15 protein-coding genes and 1 riboswitch are annotated in these 12,788 nt (G+C 33.8%); of the genes, 3 read left to right on the forward strand and 12 right to left on the reverse strand.

Going from position 1 to position 12,788, the window contains the following annotated elements; all coding sequences use genetic code 11:
• Positions 1–302 precede the first annotated feature (302 nt).
• The 4 genes from ABE048_RS13040 to ABE048_RS13055 form a co-directional block, all read right to left on the reverse strand.
• On the reverse strand, positions 303–560 hold the full coding sequence (locus tag ABE048_RS13040) for a hypothetical protein (RefSeq protein ID WP_430311689.1): 258 nt from the start codon (positions 558–560) through the stop codon (positions 303–305).
• Between the two features lie 396 nt (positions 561–956).
• Positions 957–1,199: a hypothetical protein gene (locus ABE048_RS13045; RefSeq protein WP_430311690.1), complete on the reverse strand. Its 243-nt coding sequence runs from the start codon at positions 1,197–1,199 to the stop codon at positions 957–959.
• A 170-nt stretch (positions 1,200–1,369) separates the two neighbouring features.
• Positions 1,370–2,074, reverse strand: coding sequence for a purine-nucleoside phosphorylase (gene deoD, locus ABE048_RS13050; RefSeq protein WP_430311691.1), 705 nt, complete (start codon positions 2,072–2,074; stop codon positions 1,370–1,372).
• A 104-nt stretch (positions 2,075–2,178) separates the two neighbouring features.
• Positions 2,179–2,397, reverse strand: coding sequence for a YozE family protein (locus ABE048_RS13055; protein WP_430311692.1), 219 nt, complete (start codon positions 2,395–2,397; stop codon positions 2,179–2,181).
• 346 nt (positions 2,398–2,743) lie between these two features.
• Between ABE048_RS13055 and ABE048_RS13060 the strand changes: the two genes are divergently transcribed.
• The 3 genes from ABE048_RS13060 (at position 2,744) to ABE048_RS13070 (ending at position 6,269) form a co-directional block, all read left to right on the forward strand.
• On the forward strand, positions 2,744–3,544 hold the full coding sequence (locus ABE048_RS13060) for an SH3 domain-containing protein (protein WP_430311693.1): 801 nt from the start codon (positions 2,744–2,746) through the stop codon (positions 3,542–3,544).
• A gap of 249 nt (positions 3,545–3,793) precedes the next feature.
• A riboswitch (SAM riboswitch) is annotated at positions 3,794–3,896 on the forward strand.
• Between the two features lie 71 nt (positions 3,897–3,967).
• Positions 3,968–5,098: a methionine biosynthesis PLP-dependent protein gene (locus tag ABE048_RS13065; protein WP_430311694.1), complete on the forward strand. Its 1,131-nt coding sequence runs from the start codon at positions 3,968–3,970 to the stop codon at positions 5,096–5,098.
• Positions 5,085–6,269, forward strand: a complete 1,185-nt coding sequence (locus ABE048_RS13070) for an aminotransferase class I/II-fold pyridoxal phosphate-dependent enzyme (RefSeq protein ID WP_430311695.1) — start codon at positions 5,085–5,087, stop codon at positions 6,267–6,269. Before ABE048_RS13065 ends, ABE048_RS13070 begins: the two co-directional genes overlap by 14 nt.
• Positions 6,270–6,370: 101 nt before the next feature.
• Here ABE048_RS13070 and msrB read toward each other — a convergent pair whose 3' ends face one another.
• The 8 genes from msrB to ABE048_RS13110 all read right to left on the reverse strand — a co-directional run bounded on the left by msrB (position 6,371) and on the right by ABE048_RS13110 (position 12,579).
• Entirely contained in the window at positions 6,371–6,802 is a 432-nt protein-coding gene (gene msrB / locus ABE048_RS13075; RefSeq protein WP_430311696.1) for a peptide-methionine (R)-S-oxide reductase MsrB, read from the reverse strand.
• Positions 6,795–7,328: a peptide-methionine (S)-S-oxide reductase MsrA gene (gene msrA, locus ABE048_RS13080; protein ID WP_430311697.1), complete on the reverse strand. Its 534-nt coding sequence runs from the start codon at positions 7,326–7,328 to the stop codon at positions 6,795–6,797. Before msrA ends, msrB begins: the two co-directional genes overlap by 8 nt.
• 11 nt (positions 7,329–7,339) lie before the next feature.
• Positions 7,340–7,921, reverse strand: a complete 582-nt coding sequence (locus ABE048_RS13085; protein WP_430311698.1) for a YpmS family protein — start codon at positions 7,919–7,921, stop codon at positions 7,340–7,342.
• On the reverse strand, positions 7,914–8,726 hold the full coding sequence (locus ABE048_RS13090; RefSeq protein WP_430311699.1) for a GDSL-type esterase/lipase family protein: 813 nt from the start codon (positions 8,724–8,726) through the stop codon (positions 7,914–7,916). Before ABE048_RS13090 ends, ABE048_RS13085 begins: the two co-directional genes overlap by 8 nt.
• A gap of 82 nt (positions 8,727–8,808) precedes the next feature.
• A complete protein-coding gene (locus ABE048_RS13095) occupies positions 8,809–9,648 on the reverse strand; it encodes a DegV family protein (RefSeq protein ID WP_430311700.1) in 840 nt (279 codons plus the stop codon).
• 406 nt (positions 9,649–10,054) lie between these two features.
• Positions 10,055–10,531 (reverse strand): dihydrofolate reductase, encoded by a 477-nt coding sequence (locus ABE048_RS13100; RefSeq protein WP_430311701.1) that lies wholly within the window; start codon positions 10,529–10,531, stop codon positions 10,055–10,057.
• Positions 10,532–10,546: 15 nt separating this feature from the next.
• On the reverse strand, positions 10,547–11,491 hold the full coding sequence (locus ABE048_RS13105; protein WP_430311702.1) for a thymidylate synthase: 945 nt from the start codon (positions 11,489–11,491) through the stop codon (positions 10,547–10,549).
• Between the two features lie 479 nt (positions 11,492–11,970).
• Positions 11,971–12,579, reverse strand: a complete 609-nt coding sequence (locus tag ABE048_RS13110; protein WP_430311703.1) for a hypothetical protein — start codon at positions 12,577–12,579, stop codon at positions 11,971–11,973.
• Positions 12,580–12,788 lie beyond the last annotated feature (209 nt).

Raw genomic sequence — 12,788 nt, forward strand, 5'->3', positions numbered from 1 at the left:
AGACGAGTTAATAATGCCGAAAAATATCTTATCTTTTTCTGAAAACGAGACTGTTATTGGTCATTTGCCTTATAAAAAAAGAGCAAGCGACCTTTTAAATGACATTTTAGGTCACATTTCGGTCACATGCTCTCTTTTTTTTGTTTTTCATTATCTTACAAACGCGAGGAGTACAGGACTCGAACCCGTAACTTGTAGTATTGAGTTATCTAGTTATAAAAAATCGCCATTATTAAAAATAACGACGACTTTTAAATATATTTAATTTGAATAAAGGTTTAAATTATATATTAACATCATTTTTATTGTAGATGGCTTTTTACTAATTCCCATTTTGCATTAGGTTCATCTAATTTTTTGAAGATTTGACCAGTACTTTTCTCAATAAGATAAAGTGTGTGGTTATTAATAAGTAATTCATATTCTTCATGAACACCTTCGTTAACGTTTATTGAACCAGGAAATACAGTTCTAGTATCATGAATTGCATTGGATAGTATCCAAGCAGATAAGAGAATACATAATCCCATTACGCTTATTGAAATTGATAACCATTTCATAATTAAACCTTCTTTCATCTACATTTAAAATGGAGTATCGCCCTATGAATAAATTGTCCAGCCTTGACTGGTACTACTTAATGTGAAACTAACTCCATAGCTTATATGGAGTGATTGAAAGTTATAACATCATTATTATCATCTTCTCAAAGCCTTTTTTCTCTATCATTTTTTGCTTTTGATATCATCAAATTAAACACGTTTTGTTCAGCTTTATCGTTTCTTCTCTGAATTTATCTCCTCCTCACTATAAATAAAATAAAAGATGGACAATAATCTAATATATTGTCCATCCTCCTACCTCCGCAACAAGGCAGTGTTGAGAGTTATTTAACTCTCTAATTGTTATCTGACGTACTTATTACATTAATATGATAACTTCTAGTATTATATTAATTACCATTCTATATCAGGTACTCTTTCAATAAATGTTTTCCCATCAATAATCCCATTCTCAAATAATTCTTCAGCTGTACAGAATTCTTGCGTATATGAATCTTTTGAACGTGTTAATAAATAGCTTTTTTCTTCACCATATAGACGACTTATCCACCATTCTTCTGATTTATATGAAAAGCTTAGTTCTTGTTCTTCATCTAATATTCCTTCTTTAAATTCTTTCCACTCTTTCTCGTTCACTAATTTCACCTCTTTAATGTATTAGTATCCTTATACGTCAAAAAGAAAAAGCTACGCAATTATTTAATAAATTAAACCAATAAAAAAGTGACCAATAATAACCACTTTTTTAAAAATGGTCACCAATGGTCACTCGTGAAATTTTACCAGTTCACAAACCCTTGCTACGACTAGTCTTGAATAGCTGCTTCAAGCGCAACAACAATCATATCATTGAAAGTAGTTTGGCGTTCTTCAGAAGTTGTTGCTTCACCAGTTAGTAAGTGGTCAGATACTGTTAAAACAGCTAGAGCTTGACGGTTAAATTTAGCTGCTAAAGTATATAATGCTGCTGCTTCCATTTCAACTGCAAGAACTCCGTAGTCTGCTAATTTTTCGTTTTGGTTATCTTCACCATAGAATAAGTCAGCAGTGTAGATATTACCTACACGCAAGTTAAGACCAGCTGCTTCCCCTGCTTTGTGTGCTTTAAGTAATAAATCGAAATTAGCTGTTGGTGCATAGTCGATTCCTTTGAAAATGATTTCATTCATTTTTGAGTCAGTAGTAGCTGATTGTGCAAGAATGACGTCACGGACTTTTACATCACGTTTAAGTGCGCCACAAGTACCAACACGGATTAATTTTTGGCAACCATATTCTTGCATAAGTTCAGTTGTATAAATGGAAATAGAAGGAACGCCCATACCTGTTCCTTGTACAGATATACGTTTTCCTTTATATGTACCAGTGTAACCGAACATATTACGTACTTCGTTATATTGAGTAACATCTTCTAAAAAAGTTTCTGCAATATATTTCGCGCGTAATGGATCTCCTGGTAATAGTACGATTTCTGCGATTTCGCCTTGTTTAGCGTTAATGTGGATACTCATATTTAGTCCCCTTTTCAATTCATTTTAGTGATTAATTTGTATTCATGTCATTTTTTCATAATACTTTTCTTATTGTATCAAGAATGTCTGACATCTGACAAATATTATTCTAAATATTTCTCTTCATATGATTGCCAAAGTTCATCAAAAACAACCGCACTTAACTCATGATCTGCCTTTTCTTCAATATATCTTGAAAGCGTTTGAAAATCCTCCGTTTGTTTTGGAAAACTATGATCATGAAAAGCCGCTTCCGCAAATTCTCCCTTTGAATCTTTTCCACCTCTAAATGTTAATACAAAATGATAAAATGATGGTTTCATTTCGTTTCCTACCTTTTGTTCATTAATTTATTGTCTAAGAAAAATAAGAAGTATCGAGTATTGTTCAATTTTCTTCCAAAGCTCTTCCAAATTATTATGATTATAACACGACAGATATTCTCATTACTCATGATTCACACTTCAATATTCAAAATAAAGTTAAATGAAAATAAACTATTTGAAAGTGTTAATAATTCCATATCAAAATTCCTTGTTTTTTCATTAAATTGGAAACCTTCTTATTGACGCTTCGTTCTATACCACGGATGCGAAAAAATACAATTAAATACATGAAACATCGCATCACTATCTTTTTCGGTAGTTTTTCAATGGGGAGATGATTCATATGAAAATAGTTAAAAGTTTACTATCTTTCATCGTTATGTTTGCAACAATATTTACTTTCACAGTAAACAGTAACGCAGCAACAACCAAAACAATGAGTGCAAAAGTAGCAAGTAGCGTATACGTAAGAGCACAACCTTCTGTAAATGGAAAAAAAGTCGGAACACTTTGGAAAGGTGACAACGTTATTGTATATAGCAAATCAAAAACTGGCTGGGCAAAAATCAAGTTCAACGAAAAAACAGCTTATGTGTACTCATCTTATTTAACTTTTAACAAAAATTCTGTAAAAAACGCAGAAGATCAAAAACAAAATACTACTAATAAAACAACGACAAAATCTACTAGTACTTCAACTAGTGAAAAAACAACTTATCGCCCTGTAACAACAAATACTTACTATTATGTTGAAAACGGTAAAAAAGGCAAAATGTATTCAACTAACAAACGTAATTCAACTGGTTGGACTTACTGGTACAAAAAAACTGGACTAGACAAGAAACAAACTATTTTAGTGCGAGAATCTGCAAAAGGTTTAGATTACAAATTCGCTAAAACTGGTACTGTTCGCCAAATCGTATACCCTTTTACAAAAGGTCAAGTATTTAAATCAGGTACACAAAATAGTAAAATTGTTTCCATCCAAAATAAAATGACAGTAAAAGCTGGTACATTTAAAACAGTTGTAGGTGTCAAAGCTGCTGATGGTTCTATCACTTACTATGCTCCAAACACTGGTGCAATTAAAACTGTTAAAAATAATAAAGCAACTTATGAATTAACAAAAATAACAACTAAATAGTTATAATCTAGGGCTACCTAAAAGGTGAAAAACACTTTTCAGGTGGCCTTTCTAAATGAATAGAGTCCGTTAAGGAATAGGAGCTAATTTTTTGCAGAAGCGTCAGGAATACATATCCACTTTTCTAGTGAGCACTTTAGATAGACTTTCGAAATATTATTCTCTGAATATTAAATAATCCTATTGCATAGCATTATTTAAAGTGTTAATATTTCATTAATTAAAATTTTTCTTACAATTAAATTTGAATTCTTATCCAGAGAGATGGAGGGACTTGGCCCTGTGAAATCTCAGCAACCACCATAATTGGTAAGGTGCTAATTCCAGTAGACGTATGTCTAACAGATAAGAAGATCGACTATCGTGTTTTTAGGTCCTCTTCTTTGAGGGCCTTTTATTTTTATATAAAAAAGGATGATGAATATGACAGAAAAACACATTTCAACTCGTTTAGCACAAATTGGGGCTCATACGGACCCTAGTACAGGATCTATAAATACACCTATTTATCTTTCAACTGCGTATCGCCATGCAGGGCTTGGTAAGTCTACTGGCTATGATTATACTCGTACAAAAAATCCAACTCGTTTTGTTTTGGAAGAAGGTATTGCCAATTTAGAAGGTGGAGATGCTGGTTTTGCCTGTAGTAGCGGGATGGCAGCTATTCAATTAGTGCTTTCCCTATTTAAATCAGGAGATGAAATCATTTATGCCGATGATATTTATGGAGGTACATATAGACTAGCTGGTCAATATGAACAACAATACGGAATCAAAGCTCATTTCACTTCATTCCAATCCGTTGCTGATGTGGAAGCGATTATTAACGGAAATACGAAGGCTCTTTTTATCGAGTCACCTACTAACCCACTAATGCTGACAATTGAAATCGCTCAATTTGCAGATCTAGCTAAAAAATATAATCTATTATTGATTGTTGATAACACATTTTTAACTCCATATTATCAACAACCAATTGAACATGGTGCAGATATTGTCATTCATAGTGCGACAAAATATATTGGTGGACATAATGATGTACTTGCAGGCCTTGTCGTATCAAAAGGAGAAATACTTTCAGAAAAATTACTTTATAACCACAATGCATCTGGCGCAACACTAGGTCCAATCGATTGCTGGCTATTACTTAGAGGATTAAAAACACTCCATGTTCGTATGAAACAACATACAGAAAACGCAAAAACAATCGTTAAGTATTTAGAGCAAGAACCATTAGTAAATGATGTTCTTTACGCTGGATTAGGTGGGATGGTTTCCTTCCGATTACAACGAGAAGAGTGGGTTGCACCTTTCCTTGAAAATTTACAATTAATTGCTTACGCTGAAAGTTTAGGCGGAGTTGAAAGCTTTATCACCTATCCTGCAACTCAAACACATGCTGATATCCCTGAAGAAGAACGAATTGCACGCGGCGTTGACAATACATTGTTACGTTTTTCTGTAGGAATTGAAGAGGCAGAAGATATAATTGCCGATCTTAAACAAGTTTTTGCTACCATAACTGAAGAGGTGACTACTTATGACGCAAAATAAACAATCCATCGAAACAAGCTTGATTACAGCTTCTACAAGAGGCGATTATGAACAAAAAACAGGCGCAGTTAATGTTCCTATCTATCTTTCATCTACATTTGATCAAGAACATTTTGATTCGTTTGGTCCTTATGATTATAGTCGCTCTGGTAATCCTACAAGAGATGCATTAGAAAAAACAATTGCTGAACTTGAAGGGGGCTCAAGAGGATTTGCCTTTTCTTCAGGAATTGCAGCTATCGCATCTGCCCTTCTAACTTTGAATGCAGGTGATCATATAGTTGTAACAAGTGAAGTTTATGGCGGAACTTATCGATTTGTTACACAAGTATTAATAAAATATGGAATAACACATACATTTGCTGACTTTTCTAATCTACAAGAAGTGGAAGCTGCAATTCAACCGAATACAAAGGTTTTATATGCAGAAACACCAGCAAATCCTCTACTAGGGATCACGGATATCCGTGGAATTGTTTCCATAGCCAAAAAACATGGATTATTCACTTTTGTAGATAATACTTTTATGACACCACTTTATCAACGTCCATTGGATTTAGGTGTAGATGTAGTCCTCCATAGCGCTACGAAATTTTTAGGTGGACATAGCGATATTATCGCAGGTTTAGCAGTAACAAAGGATGAAGAAGTAGGTAATCAAATTTACTTTATGCAAAATTCAATGGGGGCCATTTTAGGTGCACAAGATTCTTTCTCATTGATCCAAGGAATTAAAACACTGAATGCACGTTTAACACTATCAACACAGTCTGCATTGAAAATTGCTTCATACCTAGACCAGCATGAACTTGTTGAAAATGTATATTATCCTGGTTTAATAGATCATCCTGGATTCGATATACATGCGAGCCAAGCTACTAATCCTGGTGCCGTATTATCCTTTACTTTACCAAATCGTGAACTAACGAAGGCATTTGTTGACCATGTACAAATTCCAATTTTCGCAGTAAGCCTTGGTGGTGTTGAATCGATTCTTTCTTACCCCGTTACCATGAGTCATGCAGCTATTCCAAAAGAGGAACGTGATAAACGAGGAATTACAGAAGGACTTCTACGCTTCTCTGTTGGCTTAGAAAATGTAGATGATTTAATTGTTGATTTTGAACAAGCCTTCAAAGCTGCGAAAAAACTTACATCCATTTCAAAATAACAGCGATTATTATTAGTACCAAATGACATTTAATATATAGAACAGAAATCACAAAAAGCTGATGACCTCTAACAAGGGGTTCATCAGCTTTTCTTTCATTCTTATTCTTCAAATAGCTTTACGTAATCTGCATATCCTTCTTGTACAAGCTGGTCTTTTGGGATAAAGCGTAATGCTGCCGAGTTGATACAATAGCGAAGACCACCTTCTTCTCTTGGACCATCAGGGAATACATGTCCTAAGTGTGAATCAGCTTCTTTACTACGCACCTCTGTTCTTCTCATACCAAAACTTGTATCAAAATGTTCTGTGATTCGAGAAGTATTTACTGGTTTCGTAAATGCTGGCCAGCCACATCCTGAGTTAAATTTATCTTTTGAAGAAAATAATGGTTCACCTGAAACGATATCTACATATAAACCTTCCTCAAAATGTTCGTCAAACTCATTTTGGAAAGGTGGCTCTGTGCCTTTTTCTTGTGTTACGTGGTATTGCAAAGACGTTAACTCGTTTAGTCTATTTTCTTTATTCATCATGTTTCCCCCAATGTTGTTGTTGAAATGCAACTCGTCCTGAGCCAACAGAATAGAGTTCATAATGTGTTGGGTTTTTCTTATAATAATATTGGTGATATTCTTCTGCTTTATAAAATGATTTTGCTTCTATTATTTTAGTGGCGATAGGGAGATTAAATTTTCCTGATTGCTCAAGTGCCTTTTTAGAGTCTTCTGCAATTTTCTTTTGTTTCTCATCATGATAAAAAATAGCTGTCATATAGGATCTTCCACGATCGTGGAATTGTCCACCTTCATCGGTTGGATCAATTAATGCCCAAAACGTTTCGACCAGTTTTTCATAAGGATACACTTCTGGGTCATACGTGATTTGTACCGCTTCAAAATGTCCTGTTAATTCGGAACAAACTTGTTGATAACTCGGATTTTCTACATATCCTCCTGTATAACCAGAAATGACAGATTCAATGCCAGGTTGTTGATCAAATGGTTTTACCATACACCAGAAACAGCCACCTGCAAATGTTGCTTTCTCTAAAGTCATACTTAAACCTCCTATTCTGCCGGAATAATTACTTCAAGTATAATGCGATTTTCTTTTAAATTGAATTCTTTTGCTTGGACACGCCCTTTTAACTTTTCACCTAGAGGCAAGTCCATTTCAGTCAAATTAAAATAGATTTGTTCCTCTTTTGGTTGAATCACCATCCATTTAGGTAAGTCAACGGAATCCTTCAACAATTTTAGTGCTGTATTAGGGGGAATATCCAACATACCCACTTCAACTGATTTTTGTTTCAATAATAGATTGCCATCTTCTATTGTTGGCTCAAATGTCATAGTTATGGGTAATTCCATTTCAAATACTGTCAACGTACTACGCAATGACACATCTTCACCCACAAACATTTTTACTGGAATTTTAGATGTTTTCATTGAACTTTCGATTAATCGATTGGCCATATTCTCAAAGTCTTTTGACGTAGTTTGCACTTCCAGATGACTACCATCTGGAAGTTTACTTGCAGTCGGAGTCGGTGTTTCAGCTATTGGTCTTGTAATAAGATATGTAGCGGAAGCTATTGCAACTATCACAAGTGTGAAAAGTAGTAAAAATGCCACTTTCCATTTATTCATTTGTGGAATCCTCCTTAAAATCAAATTGACCATGTGATAGTTTCTTCAGATCAACCTCATGTAATGTTTTGATAATTCGTGCTGTCATTTGGTCATAACCTTTCGCATTCGGATGGAAAAAGTCCGTATGATAGACCATATTATCATTCGAATTAAATAGATCTTCTACATTTATAAATACTGCATGATCATCTTGATTTGCAAATCCTCTAATATCTGAATTCCATTCTCTCATAATAGTATTCATATCTGATTTTTCTTTTGTAAAGATAGATAAAGGATTATAAATTCCTATAAGAATAATTGGAGCGTTCGGGTTGCGTTCTCGAATAAGTTGCATAATCGTTTCATATCGTTGTTGAAATGCGGGTCTTTTATCGTCAAAAACTTCTTTTGTTAGGTCCGTTATATTTGAACGTACAATTTTCATCAAGTCATTTCCACCAATAGTCAATGATATGATATCAGCACGTTCAAGTTCGTCATCAATTTTGCCCGATTGAATCTGATCGATCAACTGATCACTTCTGCGACCTCTTTTAGCTGTATTTGTAACCGTTACTGATTTTACACCTCGCCACGTTTCCATCTCTTTCGACAAACGCCCAACATATCCATGTTGATCTAATTCATCCCCAACGCCTTCCGTTAAGGAGTCACCTAGAGCAACATATTGTATGTCTTTAAGTTGTATCATGTTCGTTACAGTTATTTTATCTTCTTTTTTTGAATTACTCATGATACCTGGCACTTCGCATGCAGCTAAGATAAACACAGATAACATTAGTATAACCCATTTTTTCACTTTCTATTTCTTCCTCTCATTTCGACCTTGTCGCTCAAATGAAAGAAAGCAGGGAATGATGAAGATTCCCTGCCGCCTATAATTAGTCTGTATAGTATGAAAAGCCAATTGCTCCTGGCCCGGTATGTGTACAGATGATTGGCGACGTATAGCCAAATTTTACATCATGATAGCCTGACTCTTCAATCATTGTTTTTAATGGTTCACCTATATTGAGTCCATTTGCATGGGCAATCCCCACACCTTTAATTATTTTTCCATTGGTGTCTTCTTGGAACTGGTTAAACAAATATTTGACAGCTTGTTTATGGCTGCGTACTTTCGCGACAGGATTGTATGCCCCGCCTTCAAGTGAAGCAATCGGTTTAATATTCAATAATGAACCAATCAAACCAGTTCCTTTACCAATACGACCACCTTTAATTAAATTATCCAATGTATCTACTACTACTAACAAATTTGTATTTGAACGTACATGATCTAGTCTTTTTAAAATTTCTTCCATTGTCTTGCCTTCTTCAGCCATTTTTGCTGCTTCTATTACTTGGAAACCAAGACCAAAGGAAATAAAGCGAGAATCTACTACTACAACATTTGTATCTGACATCGTTGCAGCTGCTTCGGCAGATTTTACTGTACCGCTCATACCGCCTGTCATTGTAATGACTAATACTTCATCTCCATTACTACCTAGTTCATCAAATAATTCTTTAAAAACACCTACAGCTGGTTGAGAACTTTTAGGTAGTTCTGGTGCATTTGCCATTTTTTCTAAAAATTCGATGGTACTTATATCTACTCCATCAACATATGATTTTTGATCAATTTGAATGGTTAATGGCACCACGTGAATATGATACTTATCAATTTCTTCTTTTGTTAACTCCCCGGTCGAGTCCGTTACAATATGAATTCGCCCCACGATGACACATCCTTTATTTGATTCATTTCATTATAAAATGATTTTGCGTACTTAGTAAACTAAAAGCCCTATCATTTATAGTACTAGCTTTTGAAATAAAGGACATGTGACATTTGTCAATCTTATTCTAAATTTGTCGAAATCTATTAATTGATTTTCATTTTTAATCATAGCAAAGTTATTATATATATTAAGGTAGACAAAAAGCGCTACCATATCAAGGTAGCACCCTCTTTTAAATACGTTTAATGAGAATAATTAGATGTATATCTTTTTCATTGTTATAAGCTTTTAAAGCAACTAACATCAATTTTCGAAAACTTCAATAAGGCAAGCGCTTCCTAATAAAATAGAGTGACTATACTAATATAGTCACTCTATTCATTCTATAAAACATTCAAAAGCTCTACTTTTTATAGATTATATATGAAAACTTTATACCATCTTTTGTTGAAAACTCTTCAGATTCGGACACTTTCTTCCATTCATCACTAAATTCCGGGAAAAATGTATCACCTTGAAACGCATGCTGAATTTTCGTTACATACAAGACATCAGCAATTGGAAGAGCTAAACGGAAAATTTGCTCTCCTCCGATTACCATTATTTCTTTCTCTTCCTTCTCTGCCACTTCTAAAGCTTCTTCAAAAGAATGAACAACTATAATTCCCTCAGCGTTGTAATTCAGATCTCTAGTAATAACAATATTCGTTCTTCCAGGCAAAGCTTTTCCAATCGATTCGAACGTTTTACGTCCCATGATCATTGGTTTACCCATTGTTGTTTTTTTGAAATATGCCAAGTCTCCTGGTAAATGCCAAGGCATCGAATTATTATAGCCCATCACGCGATTTTCATCATAGGCAACAATAAATGAAATCATCTATTTGAACCTCCCTTACACTGAAATAGGTGCAGCAATTCGCGGATAAGGATCGTAACCTTCAATGACTAAATCCGCCATTTCATAATCAAAGATTGAATCCTTGTCCGTTTTGATCACTAATTTTGGTAAAGTTCTCGGTGTACGAGAAAGTTGTTCATTCACCTGTTTTAAGTGATTTTTGTAAATATGTGCATCTCCCAAAGTATGTACAAAATCTCCAACCTCTAGTCCACATTCTTTGGCGATTAGGTGCGTTAATAATGCATATGAAGCAATATTAAAAGGTACTCCTAGAAAAACATCTGCGCTTCGTTGATATAATTGGCAGGAGAGTTTACCATCTGCAACATAGAATTGGAAAAGCGAATGACATGGTGGTAATGCCATATTATCAACCTCTGCTGGATTCCATGCTGTTACAATATGACGTCTTGAATTTGGATTCTTTTTAATGGATTCAATAACATTGTGAATTTGATCAATAGTTCCACCTTTTGCATCTGGCCATGAACGCCATTGCTTCCCATAAACTGGGCCAAGATCTCCAAATTTTTCGGCAAAAGCTTCTTCTTCTAATATATTCTTTTGGAAAATCTGCATTTGTTCTTCATATTGTTGTTTGAACATTTCGTCTTGCAACACACGATGACCAAAGTCTGTCATATCCGGTCCATTATATTCTTTACTTTGAACCCATTTTTCAAAAGCCCATTCGTCCCATATATGATTATTTTGCGCGATTAATGTACGAACATTCGTATCTCCTTTTAAAAACCACAATAATTCTGTGGCAATTAATCGAAACGCTGTTTTTTTCGTAGTCATCAATGGAAAACCATCTTGCAAGTTAAATCTCATTTGATAACCAAAAACACTCCATGTTCCCGTTCCAGTACGGTCTCCCTTATCATTACCATTTTCTAAAATATGGCGGCAAAGGTCTAAGTATTGTTTCATCAATTATAGCCTCCAATTTACATACTATTTTTAATGATAACATTGACGATAATTGTCGTAAATAAATTATGAATATTGATTTACTCTAGTTGGTATTTGTAGGTCTAGGTTTGGTGTATTAATTTGGGTAGTTCATTTATTGTTTTTAGTTAACCTTTGTTACCATTTTTGTCGCTTGTCATTATTATTTGTGTTGGATATCCTTTTCTTACCCATTATCTTTTGATTAACATGAAAAGAAACCACATCTACTATCTATCTTCGCCAATGCCAGGTAAAACATTAGAACTGGTCAATGCCTAGTTTGGGATGAAAGGGATTTGGTCGAATAAAGCTGAATTCTATCTAAAAGCATGGTCAAAGACTAATATTGAAGTGCTATTTATGATTAATATAAAAACCGACAGTTTGAATCACTGTCGGTTTTTATTTACGAAATAAGGTAATTATCTAGCGGATCCGTTAGGGATGCTACTTTTTTAATTAGAAGGGTCTAAAACTTTATATTCCTCGGGGATGTGTAAAATTGTTTCATAAAAAATATCTTTTCTATATTTATCTGATATATTTTTATTTATTAATTTATAGGTTAAATATGGATTTTCAATAGGTTCTTTTCGAATAATAGTCTGAACTGATATTTTTTTTGAAGAGTTATTTTTATCTATTAAATTTAATTCCATCCATATAGGTTTAACTTTATCATTTAAATATATTGATTTAATTTTTTTATTTTCATTCGAATTCATTTCAAGTATTTGCGAAAAATCTTTTACATCCACTTTATTTTCAGACAATGAATTTATATAAGGATCTAGATAATTATCTTTCCATTGCTTTTCATTCAACGAGAAATCAGCTTTCATAATATTAATACATAAAAAAAACACAATAGACAATGAAACAAAGAAGAAAGTCCCTCTCCCAATGAAGCCAATAAAAGAGAATGTTTTTTTATTTTTTAGAATATCTACTAGAGAATAAATTCCAATCACTATCCATAATAATACAGCAGGAATCGTAATTAATGTATTATAGGCTTGCTGTATACCTTCAAATACTTCAATTACTTTATCGATATTAGGCACTTTTTTCCTCCAAATTTTCTCACATACGTTTTTATTTTTTTATTTTACTGTCAATTTTATATACATTTCCAAAAATTCTGCTAAGCGATTTTGAGTATCCATTTTAGCAATACGGTTAACGTTACCACAGAGTGATTCCCTTAAAAAATAAACAAAACCAGCCAAAAACCACTTTTAGTCTGTACGGTCGTTGCCAGCAAATTACAATA

The organism is Rummeliibacillus pycnus (assembly GCF_050459865.1).
Classification (GTDB): Bacteria; Bacillota; Bacilli; order Bacillales_A; family Planococcaceae; genus Rummeliibacillus; species Rummeliibacillus pycnus_B.